Source organism: Ochrobactrum chromiisoli, assembly GCF_026241335.1.
In the GTDB taxonomy this organism is placed as follows: Bacteria; Pseudomonadota; Alphaproteobacteria; order Rhizobiales; family Rhizobiaceae; genus Brucella; species Brucella chromiisoli.
In genome coordinates this window covers 90,905-108,881 of sequence record NZ_JAPHAV010000004.1, presented here as the reverse complement: position 1 = coordinate 108,881, position 17,977 = coordinate 90,905, and the positions used below count along the sequence as shown (strand labels likewise).

Sequence of the window (17,977 nt, the reverse complement as noted above, 5' to 3'; positions counted from 1 at the left end):
GACTTACTCGCTTATGATTTTGACGCGATCGCCCACAGATACAGTTGCGCCCGCAGGCATGGCGTTGAGCAGGCGGAACAGTTCAAGCTTGCGGGTTGTTCCCTGCATGCGTGCTGAAAGGCTGGCCATTGTATCCCCCGGCTTCACAGTCACCACGCGAATGCGCAAAGGTTTGATGGCTTGTTGCTCGGCTGCCGAAAGCAGGCGGAAGGATTGTGTCACGCTTTGCGATGCAGGCATGAGTGCATTGCTGCCCTTTGGCGCTGCCGTCAGAAAGCGATAGACCTTGTTGTTGGCACCGATCACCACAATGTCGAATTGCCAGCGATCCGCACTCGCGCGCGCGGTTGCCGCAGGCAGGCCGTTGATCGTGATGGGGCGGATTGAGCTTTCATCAAGGCCCGTCACCCAGCCCGATTTGATATAATCGGTAAGGCTGGAGCCTGCAGGCAGCGATGCGCCGTCAAAGCGGATTGCCACTTCGCCCGGTCCACTGGCCATGACGGCATTGGCCGAATTGTCAATGGTGAAGCCGGCCGGCGCGGTAAAGGTTACGCCGAGCTTTGGATGGATGAAGGTCTGTTCGCGCACATAGCCTTCATTGGGCGAATCGCCATAGAGCAGGCCATCAATGCCGTTGAGGAAGGAATCGCGATCCGTTGTGCCAACGCCCGGCGCGCCAATGCGGCGCGCGTGTCCGAGCGCCAGCTGAATGCGTTGTGGCGTTGCAGGGTGGCTTGCGAGAAAGTCGAGGCTCGCATCGGTGGCACCAGAGACAGACCGGAAATCTGTGTAAGCTTCCATCGATTGCAGGAAGCGTGCGGAAGCGAACGGGTCATACCCCGCTTCACCGATCATTTTGATGCCGATGGCGTCGGCTTGCAGTTCCTGATTGCGCGAGAACTGCGCAAGGCGGAGTTTGCCGCGAATGGTTGCTTCACGACTTGCATTTTCATTGTGCAGAACTTCTGTGGCGACCCGCCCGGCAATTGCTGTTTCTGCCTCTTTCTCCTGACGAAGAATACCGTGATTGGCGACCACGTGGCCCATTTCATGGGCGATAACGGCTGCGACTTCAGATGAGTCGTTGGCAAGCGCCAGCAAACCGCGTGTTACGTAAAGAAACCCGCCCGGCAAAGCGAAGGCATTGATGTTGGGGCTGTCGAGGATTGTGATGCGATAGGTCTGATCCGGCTTGTCGGAAACCGTTGTGAGATTGCCGACGATCTTGGCGACCATGCGCTCCAGCTTCGGGTCTTTATACTCGCCGCCATAAGTGGCGAGGATGCGCGGATGCTGCTGCGCGCCGATTTGCGCCAGCCGGTCGTTGCGCGTGACGTTTTCAACGGTGACCGGATTGGACGATGGCTGAAGGCCGAGATCCTTGCTCGAATTGAACGACTGGCAGCCCGAAATCAAGGCAATCGCCAGCAAGCCAAGACCAATGGCTGGTTTCCGCCAATTGCGCTGTGTCTGTTCTGGCAGGGGGACTGGAAGGCACAGGGAGGCCCGGGCACGGGTCTGTTGACGGATCAGTATTTTATCCTCGCAATGAATGGACGTCGATGTCGTGGCATAAATTTAGCCGCTCACTGAATTGCCTACAAGAAGCTGATCAGTGTTCAAAGCGTTCTTTAAGCCGATTGCGAACAAAATATGTCCACTGCCGTAACTCTATTTGAGCTTTGGCGTCTGTGCACCGATATAGTGCTTCAAAGCTTCGGGTCCAGATGGCGAGAGTAATTCATGGGCAGGCCCTTGTGCGGAAATCCGGCCATTGTCGAGAAACAGCAACAAAGCATTGAGATAGAGTGCGTCTTCCGGCGTATGTGTAACCATCAGCACCGTCATTTTGTTTTCTTCATGCAATGCACGCACAAGATCAAGCATCTGATGGCGTAGTGCGGGTCCAAGGGAAGCAAAGGCTTCGTCCAGTAATAATACCGGTCTTGCGCGCACCAGAGCGCGTGCGATAGCCACCCGCTGACGTTCGCCACCCGAAAGCGCTTCGGGTTTGCGGTTCTCTTTGCCTTTAAGTCCCACGCGTTCCAATGCAGTTGCGATTGCGTCCCGATCCTGTTGGTTCAGCTTCAGATTGGGAGAACGGCCAAGCCCGACATTCTGCTCGACGCTTAGATGTGCGAAAAGATTATTCTCCTGAAAGACCATTGAAACGGGCCGGGATGCAGGCGGCAGATCGGTAACATCAAGAGCGCCGATCAAAATCTGCCCGATTTCTGGTTTTTCAAATCCTGCAATCAGATTGAGCAGTGTGGACTTTCCCGAGCCGCTGGGGCCGACAATGGCCGCAATTACGCCGCCCGGTATGGTCGCGTCGAAATGCATTTTGGTTTCGCCATAGCTGAAATATAGATCGCGAAGCCTGATGTCGGCTTTGACATTCATAGAAGCGGCGTTTCCTTTCGCGAGGCAGCACGATCTGCAATCATCATCAGGCCAAGACATAAGATTCCGAGGATCAATGCAAGGCCTGCTGCGTCGAATGTGCGGTAGCTGCCCATACGCTGGAACAGAAGATAAGGCAGCGTTAACAATGCATCGCTGCCGAAAAGTGCGATGGTGCCGAGATCGCCCAGCGAAAGCGCCATGGCAAAGGCAAAGGCCATTCCGAAGGGTTTTTGAATGGATGGCCAGTCGATCAGTTTCAGCCGGTTGAAGCCTGTGATGCCAAGCTGTGCACAGAGCCTGTTGTGGCGCGCAGCCGCTGTGTCCCATGAAGGTCGCAGCAGGCGCACGGCAAACGGCATGGCCATCGCGGCATTGACTGTTATCACCATCAACGGAGCCATCAGGAAGGGATCTGTGAAATGGCGCAGCAAAATGAACCAGCCCGCACCCAGAACGATGGGCGGCATGACCAGAATGAGGCTTGCGCCTGTGTCAAAAAGCCCGGCAAGGCGCACGCTCTTTGTGGCCTCGCGTGCGATGACCAGGGAGAGGGAGAGGATGACAGAGAGGAGGGCTGCTGAAAATCCAAGTGCCAGACTGGTGCTGATTGCTCGCCAGACGGTCTTCTCCCTCAAAAGCCCGACCAGATCGGCGGCAAGACCTGAAATGACGATGCCGATGACGGGAAGCGCGACATAGAGGAAGCCAATCGCAATGGCTGTGATATTGAAAAAGCGTTCTGGCACGGAGGGCTTCGCATAGCGTCTCGCGTTACGTGTAAGCGTAAAGCCTTCTTCCGATGGGCGTCCGGTCATGCGCAGGGCCAGCAAAATGAAAAGTGTCAGCGCAAGCTGTGCGAAGGTGAGAGCAACCGCGCGCGCCGGATCGAAATCGAAATGCAGGCTTTGGTAAATTGCAACTTCCAGCGTTGTGGCGCGTGGTCCTCCGCCAAGGGTGAGAACCGTTGTGAAGCTTGTGACGCAGAGCATGAAGATCAGACCGAACATGCCGGGCAGATTGCGCCGAATGACGGGCCATTCAATCAGGCGAAAGCGCGACGGGCTTCCCATGCCAAGTTGTGCTGAAAGCTTCCAGTAATCGGCGGGTATTGAGTCATAAGTCGCGAGAATGAGTCTGACAGCCAGCGGCATATTGAAAAACACATGCGCGATCAAAATGCCGGTGATGCCGTAAATATCGGGTGAGAGCGGATAGCTGCTTGCTTGCGAAAGCTGCGCAATAAAGCCGTTGCGCCCGTAAATGCTGGTGATGCCCAGCACCGTCACAAGGGCAGGCAAGGCGAGTGGCAGCGCGAAAAGGCGCAGGATCAGGCTTCGACCCGGAAAGTTTGATTCTGCATAAAGCGCCCGCGCTACCGGAATGGCAAACAGCACTGACAGCAGAGCCGATGCCGCAGCTTGCGTGAGTGTGAAACGGGCGACGCGCAGCAGATAATTGTCGAAATAGACATCCGTATCAAAGCCGCTGGCTTCTAATGCCAGCGCAAGAAGCGAACCACCGACCAGCACCGCAAGAAAGCCAAGCGCCAGCATGCCCGCGAGTTGTTTTATCGCAGGCATGGTGTGAGCAGCGCTGGTTCTGGTCGGTGCTTTGATCATTTGCTTGAAGCGTCAAGCCATTCATCGACCCATGCCTTGCGGTTCTTCGCAACCGCGTCGGCTGGGATCAGAAGGGTCTTTTCAGGCTTCGGCAATGTGTCGAAAGCCGGTGCAAGCGGCTGCGAAGTCTTGCCTGCCGGATACATCCAGTTGGTTTCGGGAATCACATCCTGAAAGCCGGGGCCGGTCATGAACGCGAGAAATTTTTGTGCAAGCGGGTTTTTGGCGCCTGTTGTTGTCTGGGCAGCAAGTTCGATCTGAAGGTAATTGCCTTCAGGATATGCCAGTGCCTTATAGCGCTCGGTTTTCTCGGCAATCATGTGATAGGCAGGGGAGGTGGTGTAAGAGAGCACCATTGGTGCTTCACCTTTGGTGAACAGGCCATAGGCTTCCGACCAGCCCGGCGTCACCGTGAGAATGCGCTTCTGCAGCTTTTCCCATGCTTCGGCTGCCTGATCGCCATAGACCGATTTGATCCAGAGCAGAATGCCAAGGCCCGGTGTCGATGTGCGCGGGTCCTGAATGACGATTTTTTGCGACGGATCGCCTTCGACCAGCTCTTTGAGGCTTTTCGGCGGATTGGGCAGCTTCTCGGAATCATAGACAACGGCGAAATAGCCGTAGTCATAAGGCACGAAAATATCGTCCTTGAAATCGCCCGGCACTTTGACATTGGAAAGATCAATGCCGCTCGGCGCGAAATAGCCGGTGGCGCGCGCTTCGGTCGTCAGGTTCGTGTCGAGGCCAAGGACGATGTCTGCTTTGGTATTGCCGCCCTCAAGCTTGAGGCGATTGAGCAGGGCGACGCCATCAGCCGATGCAACCCATTCGAGCGTGCAATCGCATTCTTTCTCGAAGTTTTCCTTGACCTTTGGGCCTGGGCCCCACTCGGAAACAAAGCTGTCATAGGTGTAGATGGTCAGCTTGTCTTTGGCGTGGGCAACAGGCGCAAAGGCAAAAGCTGCGCTCAGCGACAGGGTAAGCAGAGATAAAAGCCGCATAACGGCATTCCTTTCTTTTATTCGAAAAGATTGAGCGCCGCTTGGGAAATCGGTCAGCATCTAATCCCTCCGCCGGTACAAACCGGATCAGGTTCAGCGGGTTAGCCGGTGTGCGGCTTCTCAGCCATTCTAAGAACGAATGGCACCCCGTTAGAGCACGGCAACAATAGATGTTTGCTTCAGGAAGGGCAAGGGTTCGCAATGCGGGCTTTCAGCTAGAATTTCCGCATGTTATGAGCGGTTTATGAGCACATTTGTCATTTTACTTGGCGGCGATCTCGTTGTCACGGATCGTCTGAAAAATCAGATTGCGGGAGCGCGCGTTCTTGCCGCCGACAGTGGCATACGCCATGCAGCGGAGCTGGGTGTTGAACCTGAGCTGTGGCTGGGGGACTTTGATTCCGCTTCTGAGGCGTTGAAAGAGCAGTATGCGCATATTCCGCAGAAGAGTTTTCCACGTGCCAAAGATATGACTGATGGCGAGCTTGCACTTTCGGAAGCTTTTGCGTGCGGCGCTGAGAAGGTCATTTTATGTGGGGCATTTGGTGGCCCGCGCACGGATCACACCTTGCTGCATCTTACGATGGCAACGGCGCAGGCCGCAGAGGGGCGGGATATTCTGCTTTCAAGCGGGGTCGAGGAAGCCTGGCCGGTTGTTAGGGGAGACTATGTTTATGATTTTCCCGATGGCACGTCTTTCAGCGTCGTGAATTTCTGCAAAGTCGAAGGACTTTCAATCACAAATGCAGAGTGGCCGTTAGACAACGTGACCCTTCCTTTTGGTTCTTCATGGACGGTTTCCAATATTGTGCGTGGAACTCTTTGCGTTTCCGTGCGTTCAGGACTTGCGATACTTGTAGCCAACTTGAATGAGGGGGCTGATCTTTACTATGGCTGCTAACCTTACCAATTGAAACCGCTTGACGCTGACGAGCGAAACGTATTGTAAATAGCCTCAGCGGGAATTGTCCGCCTTGCGCCGAAATTGGGGACGCAAAGTCGGTGTTGGTGTAACTCTATTAGGAGATTGTTTCATGAAGTCACGTCTTACCATGATTGCAATCGTCGGTGCGCTTGCGTTCTCAACGGCAGCATGCACGACGAATGAACAGCGTACTGCCGGCTATGGTGTTGGTGGTGCAGCTCTTGGTGCACTTGCTGGCGGTGCTATCGGCGGCAATGGCCGTGGTGCTCTGGCTGGCGCTGCGATCGGTGGCGTTGCCGGTACGCTTCTTGGTGCAGCACAGACCCGTAATGGTGTTCAGTACTGCCGTTACCGCGACAATTACGGTCGCGTTTACGAAGCACCTTGTAACTAAGCTGACCGTTTAGCGGTTTCGAATTCAAAAGCAGGCCGGGTTAACCCGGCCTGTTTGCTTTTTTGGCCTTATCATTTGACAGAATGCGTTTTGTCCCCGACAAGCAGGACAGAAATTTCAACGGCATTTTTCAAAGAGAACCATGGCACCTCCGCTTCTTCGCCTCGATCAGATCAAGCTTACCTTTGGCGGCACGCCGCTTTTGGAAGATGCAGCCCTTTCGGTGAGTGACGGTGACCGCATCGCGCTGGTCGGACGCAATGGTTCCGGCAAATCCACCCTGCTTAAAATTGCCGCTTCTATGGTCGAAGCAACCTCCGGTGAAATTTACAAGCATCCGGGTGCCACCATCCGCTATCTACCGCAGGTGCCTGATCTTGAAGGCTTTGCCAATGTCCGCGCTTATGTGGAAGCAGGTCTTGGACCAACAGACGATCCGCACCGCGTGACCTATCTGCTGGAACATCTGGGCTTGACCGGCGAGGAAAAGCCCGATCATCTTTCTGGCGGGGAAGCGCGTCGCGCAGCCCTTGCCCGCGTGATTGCTCCGCAGCCGGATGTGCTGCTGCTTGACGAGCCGACCAACCATCTCGACCTGACGACCATTGAATGGCTCGAAGATGAGCTGCGCCAGATTCGCTCAGCCATTGTTCTGATTTCGCACGACCGCCGCTTTCTGGAAAATGTCAGCCGCTCGACAGTCTGGCTTGATCGCGGCATCACCCGCCGTATCGATCAGGGCTTTGGGCATTTTGAGGAATGGCGGGACAAGGTTCTTGAAGAAGAGGAGCGTGACCATCACAAGCTTGGGCGTCAGATTGCGCGCGAGGAACATTGGCTGCGCTATGGCGTGACCGCACGCCGCAAGCGCAATATGCGCCGCCTCGGTGAGCTGCATTCCATGCGCGCCGATTTCCGCGATCATCGCAAGGCGCAGGGTACAGCTGTTCTGACGGCCAGTGATTCCAAGGAATCGGGCAAGCTGGTGATTGAAGCGAAGAAGCTTAACAAGGCGTATGGCGAGCGTGTTCTCGTTCATGATTTCTCGATCCGTGTGCAGCGCGGTGATCGTATTGGTCTTGTCGGACCCAATGGGGCTGGCAAGACGACGCTTTTGTCGATGCTGACCGGCAAACTCGCACCCGATTCAGGCACGTTGCGTCTTGGCGTTAATCTGGAAATGGCTGAGCTTGATCAGAAGCGCGAGAGCCTGAACCTTGATGATACGCTCGCGCATTATCTCACTGATGGGCGTGGTGAAAACCTGGTGGTCAACGGCGAACAGCGTCATGTCGTTTCTTATATGAAAGACTTCCTGTTCCAGCCCGAACAGGCGCGGACGCCAATCCGCGAACTGTCCGGCGGTGAGCGGGCACGCCTGATGCTGGCGCGCGTTCTGGCGCGGCCTGCCAATCTTTTGATCCTCGACGAGCCGACCAACGATCTCGACATGGAAACGCTTGATCTGTTGCAGGAACTGGTTTCCGGTTTTCCGGGGACCGTTATCCTTGTCAGCCATGACCGCGATTTCCTTGATCGCACGGTGACGTCGGTAATCGCACCGGAAGGTGATGGCAACTGGCTCGAATATGCCGGTGGCTATGCCGATATGATGGCGCAGCGTAAGGAACAAGCGCTGGCACGACGCAACGTCAAAACGGCGACCGCTGGCACTGATAACAAGGGTAGTGAAGCGCCGCAGGCCAAGCGTGATGAAAAGCGTAAGCTTTCCTATAAGCAGAAATTCGCGCTCGAAACCTTACCCGGCAAAATGGATGCGCTTGCGAAGGAAATCAGTGTGCTGGAAGGCAAGCTTGCCGATCCGCATCTTTATGCCAAAGACCCGACACTGTTTGCGAAAACGGCCGATCTTCTTGAAAAGAAGCGCAACGAAAACGCAGCCATGGAAGAAGAATGGCTGGAGCTGGAGATGTTGCGCGAGGAAATCGAGGGATAATTATTATCCCTCGAAAACTCTCTAAGCGCTCGCTTTGTCGAGCAGGGCAATCGCATCAGCATCCAGCTTGATCTGTGCGGCATCGAGCAGCTCATTAAGCTGGGTGAGGCGCGTGGCGCTGGCAATCGGGGCTGTGACGGAGGGGCGTGCAATCAGCCAGGCAATGGCGATTTGTGCTGGTGTGGCGTCATTGGCACGGGCTACCTGATCAAGTGCTGCAATAATCCGCGACCCGCGATCTGTCAGGTATTTTTCAACCGTTTGACCGCGCGCACTTTGACCAAGATCATCTTTTGAGCGGTATTTGCCCGTCAGAAAGCCGGAAGCCAGCGAATAATAATTGATCACGCCCAGATCATTGTCGCGGCAGATCGCTTCAAGACCATCTTCAAAAACGGCTCGGTCATAGAGATTGTAAAGCGGCTGCAGGGTTTCATAACGCGGCAGGCCATGCTGCTTTGCAACATCAAGCGATTCTGTCAGGCGTTTCGATGTCAGGTTGGACGCACCGATTGCGCGCACTTTACCCGCCTTGATCAGCTCCTGATAGGTGCCAAGAACATCTTCAAACGGCGTTTCGGGGTCATCCCAATGCGATTGATAGAGATCGATATAGTCTGTTTGCAGTCGTTTGAGGGAGGCATCGACGGCTTTGCGAATATAGTTTGGTGAAAGGCCTTTTTCATTCGGCCCCATTTCGGAGCCGACTTTGGTGGCGATCACAACCTTGTGGCGCAGACCGCGGGATTTCAGCCAGTTGCCGATAATGGTTTCGGATTCACCACCGGCATTGCCCGGCGCCCATGCGGAATAGACATCCGCCGTGTCGATAAAATTAAATCCTGCATCGACAAAACGGTCGAGAAGCGAAAAGGATGTTCCTTCATCGACCGTCCAGCCAAATACATTGCCGCCAAAACAAAGCGGCGAAACCTCGAGTTCAGTACGTCCGAGTTTTCTAAACTCCATGGACCCTATCCCCTTCCTGTATGTACGAATTCCGAAGAATTCGCAGGGCTTCGATTTCAGGAAGAAGAGCGGGTCAGGCGCATTGCGCCCTCAGTGTCAGCCCATGCCAAGTGCATCCATATAAAGCTGGAGCATGGCTTCTTCTTCCTGACGTTCATGGTCTTCTTTTTTACGCAGACGAATAATGGTCCTTACGACCTTGCTGTCAAACCCCGAACCCTTCAATTCCGCGTAAACTTCCTTGATATCGTCGGCGATGGTCTTTTTTTCTTCTTCAAGGCGCTCAATGCGCTCGATGAAAGCGCGCAACTGGCCAACGGCAATCGTCTGGGCTTCGCTGGTAATATCGTCGCTCACGGGGGTCTCCAATTCAGCTCGATGATCAATGAGGGGCAACAGTGTTTCGTTACAGCAACAAAACACATGCCGAAAGTCGGACATGGTTTTCCTGCGAGTCGCAGGCGAAATTAAGGGGCTGTGGGGCCATAAAACCCTGTTTTATTGCCTTCCGGCTGTGGATAACGGGCAAAGCCTCAATCAATCTGTCCAGATCGGGAGCCGAAATGCCGGATTTCATGGATTTCCGGGATTGTGTTGATTTTCGCCAGCATTGGCGAAAGCCGATCCGCCCATTCAATGGCTCCAGCTTTATCAGCGATCAAATCCTGCCGCACCTCAATGAGCACATGCGCATAGCCACGCGCCGTCGCATGGCGATACATGGCATCGTTCTTGAGTGCGCCGTCATAGGGTTCGTTGTCGCCGACGATGAGGCCCGGCTCATCACGCAGCATGGAAAGAAGCGGTATCACTGCCCGCGGGTCAGAATCCCATAAAAGTCCTATATGCCATGGGCGATCCTTTCCACGCCAGTTGGGCGTAAAAGAATGGATCGAAACGATGAAGGGCGCTTTGCTGCTCTCAGTCGCGACACGCGCACTCATGGATGCAACGGCATCGTGATAGGGACGATAGAAACGGTCAAGGCGGATTTTGCGTTCTTCGGGCGACATTGGGTAATTGCCGGGAATCACCGCGCCATCCGACAATTGCATGATGAGTGTGGGATCGTCTTCGCCGCGATTGGGATCGATCAGCAGACGCGAAAAGCCTCCCATGACCGCTGGTGCATCAAGCCTTGCAGCCAATTGACGTGTCAGCTCCTCAACGCCGATATCATAGGCAATGTGGCGTTCGAACTCGTTTTTTGCGAGGCCGAGACTACCATATTCAACAGGCAAGTCGCGGCGGGCGTGGTCGGCCGTCAGAAGAAGACCGAGGCTGAGATTGCCGTCAACTTGATGGAAGGGTGAGAAGGACGGATCACATGACATGGGAGAGGCTTCTTGAATGGGATTTCTGTCATACATCGCAAGTCATTTCAGCTCTGTCATGAGAAAGTCGCGATTGCAACGATCATTCTTAATTGAAAAGCGAAGCAGTTTTCAGAATGCGGCAAAGCTACGAATCTAATCGTTTAAATCGTGCTGAAATCGCATGCAGTTTGATTGGAAATGCTGTAACTGGTTGGTTCTCTCCGGGATTGCGTTGACATCAAAGGCGAAACTGCCGAAAAGAGAGCGACCGAAAGAGGATATCCTTGCGTGAGACAAAAGCGATTGCGGGCTGAAGGAGTTCGGCGAATGCGACTTCCATTGTTTTTGGGTTTATTTTCCAGTGTGCTTGTTGGTGCTCTGGGTATGACTTCTCTGGAAGCGCGGGCCGATTTTCGAGTGTGTAACTCAACTCAAAACCTTGTGGGTGTTGCGATTGGCTATCGGGCCAAATCCGGCTGGGTGACTGAGGGTTGGTGGCATATTGACGGTTCAACCTGCAAGACGTTGCTCGAAGGGCCTTTGTCGTCACGCTATTATTATCTTTACGCTGAGGACTCTCAAAGCGGCGGTCGCTGGGAAGGCAAAGTGAATATGTGCGTTGCGGAAAAGGAATTCCGCATTACGGGCGTTCAGGATTGTTTTGCTCGCGGTTTTCAGCGCAACGGCTTCCAGGAATACGATACCGGGGAACAGTCGAGCTGGATGGTACAGCTCACGGATGAAACACCGTTAGAAAACTCTACAGTTACAGGAACGAATAACCCATGAAGCGCAACCGCAAGGTCAAGATTCTCGCCACACTCGGCCCGGCGTCTGGCGAAGAAGCCGTTATCCGTCAGCTTTTTGAAGCTGGTGCAGACGTCTTTCGTATCAATATGAGTCATGCCGATCATGACACGATGCGCACACTCGTAAAGCGTATTCGAAATGTCGAAAAAGAACTTGGCCGTCCTATCGGAATTCTGGCGGATTTGCAGGGGCCAAAGCTGCGCGTTGGCAAGTTCAAGAACACAAAGGTCACGCTTGTCGCAGGTCAGACCTTCACGCTCGATGACAATCAAGAGCCGGGTGATGAAACCCGTGTCTATCTCCCGCATCCGGAAATTCTGGAAGCGGTGGAGCCGGGCCATCGTCTTCTCATCGATGACGGCAAGCTGGAACTGATAGCCGAAGCCTGTGATGGCAAGTCTATTCGTTGTAAAGTGGTTGCCGGAACCAGCATTTCCGACCGTAAGGGCGTCAGCCTTCCAGACACCACGCTGGGTGTCGGCGCGCTGACCGAGAAGGATTACAAGGATTTTGAGGCCGTTCTCAAGGAAGAAATAGACTGGGTTGCCCTGTCGTTTATTCAGCGCCCTGAAGATTTGATCGAAGCCCGCAAATTCTCTGGCGGCAAAGTCAGTCTCATGTCGAAGATCGAAAAGCCGCAGGCTGTGACCCGTCTTGATGAGATTATTGAGCTTTCTGACGCTATCATGGTTGCCCGTGGCGATCTGGGCGTTGAAATGCCGCTGGAAAGCGTGCCGGGCATTCAGAAGCAGATGATCCGCAAAGCCCGCCGCGCCGGTAAGCCGGTTGTGGTTGCAACGCAGATGCTTGAATCGATGATCACCGCACCGGTGCCAACCCGTGCCGAAGTGTCAGACGTTGCAACGGCTGTGTTTGAAGGTGCGGATGCCGTCATGCTTTCGGCAGAATCAGCTTCCGGTCAGTATCCGGTTGAAGCTGTGGCGACGATGAACCGTATCGCGGAAAAGGTTGAGCGTGAGCCGACTTATCCGGGTATTCTGGACGCACAGCGTGCAATTCCAGAGCCAACGGGTGCAGATGCGATTTCGCTTGCTGCACGCCAGATTGCTGAAACGCTGAATCTATCGGCAATCGTCACCTATACGGCCTCCGGCACCACTGGTCTTCGTGCCGCGCGTGAGCGCCCACGTACCCCGATTATCGCGCTTTCGCCGGTGGTTGACACTGCGCGTCGTCTTTCGGTCGTCTGGGGTCTGCATTGCGTTGTGACCGAAGATGCGCATGATTTGGAAGATATGGTTGATCACGCGTGTCAGGTCGCTTTCAAGGAAGAGTTCGGCAAGGCTGGTGATCGTTTGATCATCACCGCAGGCGTGCCATTTGGAACGCCAGGCGCAACCAATCTCCTGCGCATTGCCTATATTGGCGCTGACGGTCAATCGACAGATTAAACCGGCGGCCTTCGGTTTCCGGTGGCCTGCAAATGGCGTGGTTTTTCGTTTCCGGTGCTCACGTACTTTAAGTACGCTGCGCGCCGGGTCTCAAACCTCACCATTTTCGCCGTACCATAATCCCGAATCCCACCCAGTTTTGGGTGAGCCTTATAGATACGAAAAAACGCGCTTCTTTCGGAGCGCGTTTTTGTTTGGTCGATTGTCAGAGAATCAGGTGCGGGTGTCGCTAAGTTCTTCTGTCAGATCGAGGAAATTCTTCTGCGCATCACGCATCATCGGATTAACCTCAAGCGCCTTCTCATAGGCCTTTAGAGCCTGCTCCTTGAGGCCGCGAGCGCGCAGAATATCGGCCATGCCGGTCAAGGCGCCATAATGGCGTGGCTCAAGCTCCAGTGTGCGATTGATGTCATACATCGCATGCGCATAGTCATTGCGCAGGTAATAGACCGTCGCACGCCGGTTCCATGCTTCTGCATAGTCCGGGTTGATCGCGATGGCTTCATTCAGGAAATCAAGGGCTGATGTATAGCGCTTTTCGAGCATGGCGTTGCTCGCCCACTGCAGCAAAAGATCGACCGTTGCGCTGCCGGATTGCTGCCAGATCTGATTGATTTGAACAGTGAGGCGACGGGCTTTGGTCTCATCGGATGTGCGCTTGAGTTCGGCAAACAGCTTGTTGAGGCGCTCTTCCGGCGTTTGGTCGGCTTGATTTTGTTCTTTGGGAGCGGGCTTCTGGTCGCCGTCTGTGCCGATTTGCACCGGCGTTATCGGTGCTGTCGGTGAGGGATTTGTTTCGGCATAAGCCAAAGACGCACTTAACATTGCGGTAAGTGCGATTGCTATCGAGAGCGAAGATGTGTTCAGATATGCAAAAACGTTCCGCATGCGCATAACTTTCATTATACGCGGCGGAACGTCAAATGCAAAATCAGCAATAAGATTAGCCCTGACGTGCCTTAAAGCGCGGAGCAGTCTTATTGATGATGTAAACGCGGCCCTTGCGGCGAACGAGCTGGCAGTCACGATGACGAGCCTTGAGCGCCTTGAGCGAATTCTTGATCTTCATGTCAATCACCGGTCTTGGTTGGCCCATCGACAGGACATGCCGCCGGGCTGCATAAAAACAGGCGCCCAAGGCGCCAATTGGTTACAGGCAGTATTCCTGCCCGAAGGGTTGGCCGAAATACACAATATTTCAGCCAAATGTCAACTGCTGCGCCGCAGATTCACGAAGCTGGACTCGGAAAATCTTGCCGCAGGGGCTGTTCACAGAGGAATCTGCCCGATTCCTCTGTGAAGTTTAGTTTACACGGGGCTTTATGCGGGTGACATGACCCATCTTGCGGCCCGGACGGGCTTCTTTTTTGCCGTAGAGGTGCAGCACGGCATTCGATTCTGTCAGAATCGCCGGAACCTTCTCAATATCATCGCCAATCAGATTCTCCATGACGCAATCCGAATGGCGCACCGTATCGCCAAGCGGCAGGCTTGTCACCGCACGAATGTGCTGCTCGAACTGCGAGATGGCACAAGCGGCTTCCGTCCAGTGGCCGGAATTGTGCACGCGTGGCGCAAATTCATTGGCAAGGAGCGTGCCGTCCGCGAGCACGAAGAATTCGAGACCAAGCACGCCGACATAATCAAGTGCATGCAGAAGCTTTGAAGCCGCCTGGCTTGCAGCATCGGCTGTCTCAGCCGAGATTGAAGCTGGAACGGTCGAGGTTGCGAGAATGCCGTCCTTATGAACGTTCTCGGCGATGTCAAAGATTGAAACATTGCCGGCGCGATCACGGGCTGCGATCACAGAAACCTCACGTTCAAAAGCGATGAAGCCTTCAAGAATTGCCGGCGCGTGTTTGATTGCCTCAAGGGCTGCACGCGCTTCATTCTCATCAAGTGAAGTCAGACGAACCTGACCTTTGCCATCATAGCCAAGGCGGCGGGTTTTCAGAATACCGCGCTCACCCAGTGCACCAAGTGCGGCAATGAGTGATTCTTCATCGTCAACCAGACGCCAAGGCGCAGTTTGGATGCCGCTTTCATTGAGGAACTGCTTTTCGGTGAAGCGATCTTGTGAAATCTCAAGCGCTGCCGGAGGTGGGAAAACAAGAGCCGATTCTGCGAGCTTGTCGGCTGCGGATACAGGCACGTTTTCGAATTCATAGGTAATGACGTCGGAGGCTGCTGCAAGCTCAGCAAGAGCTGCCGGATCATCATAGGCTGCAATGATCTGGCGGTTCGCCACCTGTGCCGCCGGGCAATCTGCCTGTGGCTCCAGAATGATTGTCTCATAGCCAAGGCGGGCTGCTGCCATGGCCAGCATACGGCCCAACTGGCCACCGCCGATAATGCCGATCGTTGATCCGGCTTTTAATGCGGAATGTGCCATATCAAACCTCGTTGGATGGGCGTTCAGCAACGCTTTCGGTTTGCGCCGCACGCCACTCATCAAGACGGGCCGCAAGCGCGTTGTCGTAAAGAGCCAGCACGGCTGCTGCGAGGAGCGCTGCATTGACGGCACCGGCGCGACCAATCGCCAAGGTGCCGACCGGAATACCGGCTGGCATCTGCACAATGGACAGGAGCGAATCCTGGCCGGAAAGCGCTTTTGATTGTACTGGAACGCCAAAAACCGGGAGAGGGGTCATGGCTGCGGCCATGCCAGGAAGATGCGCCGCACCGCCTGCACCAGCGATCACGACCTTGAAGCCTTCAGCCTTTGCACCTTTGGCGAAAGCGACAAGGCGGTCCGGCGTGCGGTGTGCGGAAACGATGCGTGTGTCAAAAGAAATGCCCAGCGCCTCCAATGTGTCTGCTGCATGACGCATGGTTTCCCAATCGGATTGGCTGCCCATGATGATGGCGACGTCTGCATTCACACTCATTGATCTTTCCTGCTTCTATTGAAAAACAAAGCCGGGCAAATCCCGGCTATAAACTTTTTGTGATCAAAGGATCAGGCGATGATGTCAGGAATGACCTGATCTTCCATTTCCTGCAGCTTATCCTTGATGGCGAGTTTTTTCTTTTTCATGCGCTGAATGCGCAGCTGATCGCAACCCACCTGCATCATGGCATTTATGGCTGCATCGAAATCCGCGTGCTCCTGTTTCAGACGTGCGACGGCCAATCTGATTTCGGCCTGTTCCTGATCGGACATGCGGTTTGCCCCATATTGTTCCAGAATGATATTACGGGCCGCACCAGATTGGGGCAGACCCGTTTCAAGCAAAGCCTTTATCACATTTTTTGTGATTGGAAAATGCTACCAAAACAAATTCGACTTTAGACCAAACTCATGCCACAGTGTCACTGTTCTGTCATGAATAACGGTTGCTGTATGAACTGTTGAATGGCAGCCGGGACTGCGTAACTGGCCCGGATAGCAGGAGGTGTGCCGGGCGTTTGCGCAGGTGAGAGCGGATAGAGCCATTTGTTGGCAAAACGCGACATGGCTCTGTCCTTTGAGTAACCAATCAAAGGAGAAATGATGATGGCTATCGAGTCCCATCTTGCCACGCTCGAACAGAAGCACGGCGCTTTGGAAGAGGAAATCTCCGAGGCTTTAGCGTCACCGGCAACTGATGATCTGCATGTTACTTCTCTTAAGCGCAAAAAGCTGGCTCTCAAGGAGCAGATTGAAAAACTAAAAACGCAGGTAACCCGTCATTAATTTGGGTTTGTTTGAACGGCAGTAGGGACCGCAATTGGTGAGGATCAAAAGGGTTTATACTGCCATACTTCTGGTCTAACGATGTTGGCGGCTGCGTGTCAGCCGCCGCGCATCGCCATTTAAGAAGATCTTTTTGACAAGGCAATCCTGTTCAAAAGCATCGTAAAAAGCAGCGAATATTCGCTGCTTTTTTATTGTCAGCCTTCCACTTCGGCACGCGGGTCCAAATTCATGGCTTCAGGGGTGGCGCTTTTGACCGAAGGCATGCTTTTGAACTGTTCTTTTTCGTCCTTGGGTACCGATGCCCGCTTGCGTGAGCGGAACAGCGCATAGGCCGTAATTGAAATATGCGAGAGCGCGGTGATGGCAAAAAGCCCGGACGGCCAGAAGATGTCCATCGCGGCAGCAGCCAGCAGAGGCCCCAGCATGGTGCCAAAGCCGTAAAGCAGCAACAAGCCACTCGATACTTTGACAAAGCTTTCCGAGCTCGCATGGTCATTTGCATGGGCAACCGCAACGGGATAGAGCGCGTAGGCCAGAGCGCCGTAGCAGCCGGTCATGATGATGATCACGGTGCCGTTGGATGGAGCGATGATGAATGCCAGCAGCCCGACAAGGGCAGCGAGGGATGCGACACCTGCCAGAACATAGCGTCGGTCGATGAGGTCTGAAATGCGCCCGACAGGAATTTGCATAAGCGCGCCGGCAGCAATGGTGACGCTGACCATGAGCGCGATTTCGGTTGTGGAAATGCCGGATTTTGCACCGAAAACTGCGCCAAGCGTGCCCCATGCGCCATTGGCAATGCCGATCAGGATACAGCCAACGAAAGCCGCGGGGGAGTTTCGGTAGAGCGCTTTGAGATCAAGCTGAACTTCCGTAAGCGGCTTTGGACTGACCGCCGTTGACATGGCGGTCGGGATCAGCGCGAGACAGAAGAGAATGCCGGTCACCATGAACAGATGATCGGAACGAATGTCGCCATTTGCCACCATCATCTGGCCACTCATCGTGGCACCATAGTTGACCATCATATAGAGGCCGAAAATCTTGCCGCGCGATTCATTGGTGGCACGTTCATTGAGCCAGCTTTCGATGACCATGAATGCGCCTGCCATCGAGAAACCGGTGAAGGTGCGCAGAATGATCCACGAAATTGCATCAATATAGATGCCGGATAAAAGTGCGATAATGGCCGCGGAGGCTGCAAAACATCCGAATGCACGAACATGGCCGACACGGCGCACGAGGCGCGGGGCGAAAAGGCAGCCTGCAACAAAGCCACCCGCCCATGTGGTGCCGAGCATACCAAGAGAGGTAACGGAGAAGCCTTCAAGTCCGCCGCGCAGTGGCAGAAGCAGGCCATGCAGGCCCGAGGCCATTAAAAGAAAGGCTGTGCCGCAGAGCAGCGCCAGAACCTGAATGTAAATACGCAAGATCACGTTCCCGGGATTTTATGAAGCCGCATGAAAGCGGCCTCGTTTGATCG

Annotated in this window: 19 protein-coding genes and 1 riboswitch; of the genes, 6 read left to right on the top strand and 13 right to left on the bottom strand. The window is 54.4% G+C overall.

Annotated features, from left to right (window positions below; genetic code table 11):
• Window positions 1–3: 3 nt before the first annotated feature.
• From cdlP to thiB, 4 genes are all read right to left on the bottom strand, one after another.
• Window positions 4–1,485: a cell division protease CdlP gene (cdlP, locus tag OPR82_RS11145; protein ID WP_265984959.1), complete on the bottom strand. Its 1,482-nt coding sequence runs from the start codon at window positions 1,483–1,485 to the stop codon at window positions 4–6.
• 189 nt (window positions 1,486–1,674) lie between these two features.
• Window positions 1,675–2,406 (bottom strand): thiamine ABC transporter ATP-binding protein, encoded by a 732-nt coding sequence (locus tag OPR82_RS11140; protein WP_265984847.1) that lies wholly within the window; start codon window positions 2,404–2,406, stop codon window positions 1,675–1,677.
• Window positions 2,403–4,028, bottom strand: a complete 1,626-nt coding sequence (gene thiP, locus OPR82_RS11135; protein WP_265984846.1) for a thiamine/thiamine pyrophosphate ABC transporter permease — start codon at window positions 4,026–4,028, stop codon at window positions 2,403–2,405. Before thiP ends, OPR82_RS11140 begins: the two co-directional genes overlap by 4 nt.
• On the bottom strand, window positions 4,025–5,029 hold the full coding sequence (gene thiB / locus OPR82_RS11130; RefSeq protein WP_265984845.1) for a thiamine ABC transporter substrate binding subunit: 1,005 nt from the start codon (window positions 5,027–5,029) through the stop codon (window positions 4,025–4,027). The genes thiP and thiB overlap by 4 nt, the downstream gene beginning before the upstream one ends.
• Before the next feature lie 47 nt (window positions 5,030–5,076).
• Window positions 5,077–5,189: riboswitch (TPP riboswitch) on the bottom strand.
• Window positions 5,190–5,273: 84 nt separating this feature from the next.
• On the opposite strand from thiB, the gene OPR82_RS11125 reads away from it, so the two are divergent.
• The 3 genes from OPR82_RS11125 (at window position 5,274) to OPR82_RS11115 (ending at window position 8,305) form a co-directional block, all read left to right on the top strand.
• Window positions 5,274–5,930 carry a thiamine diphosphokinase gene (locus OPR82_RS11125; RefSeq protein ID WP_265984844.1) on the top strand — a complete coding sequence of 219 codons (657 nt, stop codon included), beginning with the start codon at window positions 5,274–5,276 and terminating at the stop codon, window positions 5,928–5,930.
• Between the two features lie 133 nt (window positions 5,931–6,063).
• Entirely contained in the window at window positions 6,064–6,348 is a 285-nt protein-coding gene (locus OPR82_RS11120) for a hypothetical protein (RefSeq protein ID WP_265984843.1), read from the top strand.
• A 142-nt stretch (window positions 6,349–6,490) separates the two neighbouring features.
• Window positions 6,491–8,305 carry an ABC-F family ATP-binding cassette domain-containing protein gene (locus OPR82_RS11115; RefSeq protein WP_265984842.1) on the top strand — a complete coding sequence of 605 codons (1,815 nt, stop codon included), beginning with the start codon at window positions 6,491–6,493 and terminating at the stop codon, window positions 8,303–8,305.
• Window positions 8,306–8,326: 21 nt separating this feature from the next.
• Here OPR82_RS11115 and OPR82_RS11110 read toward each other — a convergent pair whose 3' ends face one another.
• The 3 genes from OPR82_RS11110 to OPR82_RS11100 all read right to left on the bottom strand — a co-directional run bounded on the left by OPR82_RS11110 (window position 8,327) and on the right by OPR82_RS11100 (window position 10,608).
• Complete coding sequence (locus tag OPR82_RS11110) at window positions 8,327–9,274, bottom strand: aldo/keto reductase (RefSeq protein WP_265984841.1); 948 nt, start codon at window positions 9,272–9,274, stop codon at window positions 8,327–8,329.
• Window positions 9,275–9,370: 96 nt separating this feature from the next.
• Window positions 9,371–9,631, bottom strand: a complete 261-nt coding sequence (locus OPR82_RS11105) for a DUF2312 domain-containing protein (RefSeq protein WP_061348000.1) — start codon at window positions 9,629–9,631, stop codon at window positions 9,371–9,373.
• Window positions 9,632–9,807: 176 nt separating this feature from the next.
• On the bottom strand, window positions 9,808–10,608 hold the full coding sequence (locus OPR82_RS11100) for an N-formylglutamate amidohydrolase (RefSeq protein ID WP_265984840.1): 801 nt from the start codon (window positions 10,606–10,608) through the stop codon (window positions 9,808–9,810).
• 309 nt (window positions 10,609–10,917) lie between these two features.
• Between OPR82_RS11100 and OPR82_RS11095 the strand changes: the two genes are divergently transcribed.
• Both OPR82_RS11095 and pyk read left to right on the top strand, forming a co-directional pair.
• The gene (locus OPR82_RS11095) at window positions 10,918–11,379 is read left to right on the top strand and encodes a DUF1036 domain-containing protein (RefSeq protein WP_265984839.1); all 462 of its coding nucleotides are present in this window, start codon (window positions 10,918–10,920) and stop codon (window positions 11,377–11,379) included.
• On the top strand, window positions 11,376–12,812 hold the full coding sequence (gene pyk, locus OPR82_RS11090) for a pyruvate kinase (RefSeq protein WP_265984838.1): 1,437 nt from the start codon (window positions 11,376–11,378) through the stop codon (window positions 12,810–12,812). Before OPR82_RS11095 ends, pyk begins: the two co-directional genes overlap by 4 nt.
• Window positions 12,813–13,025: 213 nt before the next feature.
• Here the strand turns inward: pyk and OPR82_RS11085 are convergent, their stop codons facing one another.
• The 5 genes from OPR82_RS11085 to OPR82_RS11065 form a co-directional block, all read right to left on the bottom strand.
• Window positions 13,026–13,718 carry a tetratricopeptide repeat protein gene (locus OPR82_RS11085; protein ID WP_265984958.1) on the bottom strand — a complete coding sequence of 231 codons (693 nt, stop codon included), beginning with the start codon at window positions 13,716–13,718 and terminating at the stop codon, window positions 13,026–13,028.
• Between the two features lie 37 nt (window positions 13,719–13,755).
• Window positions 13,756–13,881 (bottom strand): type B 50S ribosomal protein L36, encoded by a 126-nt coding sequence (gene ykgO, locus OPR82_RS11080; protein ID WP_002967908.1) that lies wholly within the window; start codon window positions 13,879–13,881, stop codon window positions 13,756–13,758.
• Between the two features lie 234 nt (window positions 13,882–14,115).
• Window positions 14,116–15,204, bottom strand: a complete 1,089-nt coding sequence (locus OPR82_RS11075; protein ID WP_265984837.1) for a 5-(carboxyamino)imidazole ribonucleotide synthase — start codon at window positions 15,202–15,204, stop codon at window positions 14,116–14,118.
• A 1-nt stretch (window position 15,205) separates the two neighbouring features.
• A complete protein-coding gene (purE, locus tag OPR82_RS11070) occupies window positions 15,206–15,694 on the bottom strand; it encodes a 5-(carboxyamino)imidazole ribonucleotide mutase (RefSeq protein ID WP_265984957.1) in 489 nt (162 codons plus the stop codon).
• A gap of 77 nt (window positions 15,695–15,771) precedes the next feature.
• The gene (locus OPR82_RS11065; protein ID WP_007876691.1) at window positions 15,772–15,975 is read right to left on the bottom strand and encodes a YdcH family protein; all 204 of its coding nucleotides are present in this window, start codon (window positions 15,973–15,975) and stop codon (window positions 15,772–15,774) included.
• Between the two features lie 330 nt (window positions 15,976–16,305).
• On the opposite strand from OPR82_RS11065, the gene OPR82_RS11060 reads away from it, so the two are divergent.
• Complete coding sequence (locus tag OPR82_RS11060; protein WP_265984956.1) at window positions 16,306–16,488, top strand: YdcH family protein; 183 nt, start codon at window positions 16,306–16,308, stop codon at window positions 16,486–16,488.
• A gap of 197 nt (window positions 16,489–16,685) precedes the next feature.
• Here the strand turns inward: OPR82_RS11060 and OPR82_RS11055 are convergent, their stop codons facing one another.
• On the bottom strand, window positions 16,686–17,924 hold the full coding sequence (locus OPR82_RS11055; protein WP_265984836.1) for an MFS transporter: 1,239 nt from the start codon (window positions 17,922–17,924) through the stop codon (window positions 16,686–16,688).
• Between the last annotated feature and the right edge of the window lie 53 nt (window positions 17,925–17,977).

What these genes read in the sequence shown, in the direction of transcription:
- OPR82_RS11140 (WP_265984847.1), bottom strand. Translation starts at nt 2,406, where the DNA reads ATGAATGTCAAAGCCGACATCAGGCTTCGCGATCTATATTTCAGCTAT.
- thiP (WP_265984846.1), bottom strand. Translation starts at nt 4,028, where the DNA reads ATGATCAAAGCACCGACCAGAACCAGCGCTGCTCACACCATGCCTGCG.
- thiB (WP_265984845.1), bottom strand. Translation starts at nt 5,029, where the DNA reads ATGCGGCTTTTATCTCTGCTTACCCTGTCGCTGAGCGCAGCTTTTGCC.
- OPR82_RS11125 (WP_265984844.1), top strand. Translation starts at nt 5,274, where the DNA reads ATGAGCACATTTGTCATTTTACTTGGCGGCGATCTCGTTGTCACGGAT.
- OPR82_RS11120 (WP_265984843.1), top strand. Translation starts at nt 6,064, where the DNA reads ATGAAGTCACGTCTTACCATGATTGCAATCGTCGGTGCGCTTGCGTTC.
- OPR82_RS11115 (WP_265984842.1), top strand. Translation starts at nt 6,491, where the DNA reads ATGGCACCTCCGCTTCTTCGCCTCGATCAGATCAAGCTTACCTTTGGC.
- OPR82_RS11110 (WP_265984841.1), bottom strand. Translation starts at nt 9,274, where the DNA reads ATGGAGTTTAGAAAACTCGGACGTACTGAACTCGAGGTTTCGCCGCTT.
- OPR82_RS11100 (WP_265984840.1), bottom strand. Translation starts at nt 10,608, where the DNA reads ATGTCATGTGATCCGTCCTTCTCACCCTTCCATCAAGTTGACGGCAAT.
- OPR82_RS11095 (WP_265984839.1), top strand. Translation starts at nt 10,918, where the DNA reads ATGCGACTTCCATTGTTTTTGGGTTTATTTTCCAGTGTGCTTGTTGGT.
- pyk (WP_265984838.1), top strand. Translation starts at nt 11,376, where the DNA reads ATGAAGCGCAACCGCAAGGTCAAGATTCTCGCCACACTCGGCCCGGCG.
- ykgO (WP_002967908.1), bottom strand. Translation starts at nt 13,881, where the DNA reads ATGAAGATCAAGAATTCGCTCAAGGCGCTCAAGGCTCGTCATCGTGAC.
- OPR82_RS11075 (WP_265984837.1), bottom strand. Translation starts at nt 15,204, where the DNA reads ATGGCACATTCCGCATTAAAAGCCGGATCAACGATCGGCATTATCGGC.
- OPR82_RS11065 (WP_007876691.1), bottom strand. Translation starts at nt 15,975, where the DNA reads ATGTCCGATCAGGAACAGGCCGAAATCAGATTGGCCGTCGCACGTCTG.
- OPR82_RS11060 (WP_265984956.1), top strand. Translation starts at nt 16,306, where the DNA reads ATGATGGCTATCGAGTCCCATCTTGCCACGCTCGAACAGAAGCACGGC.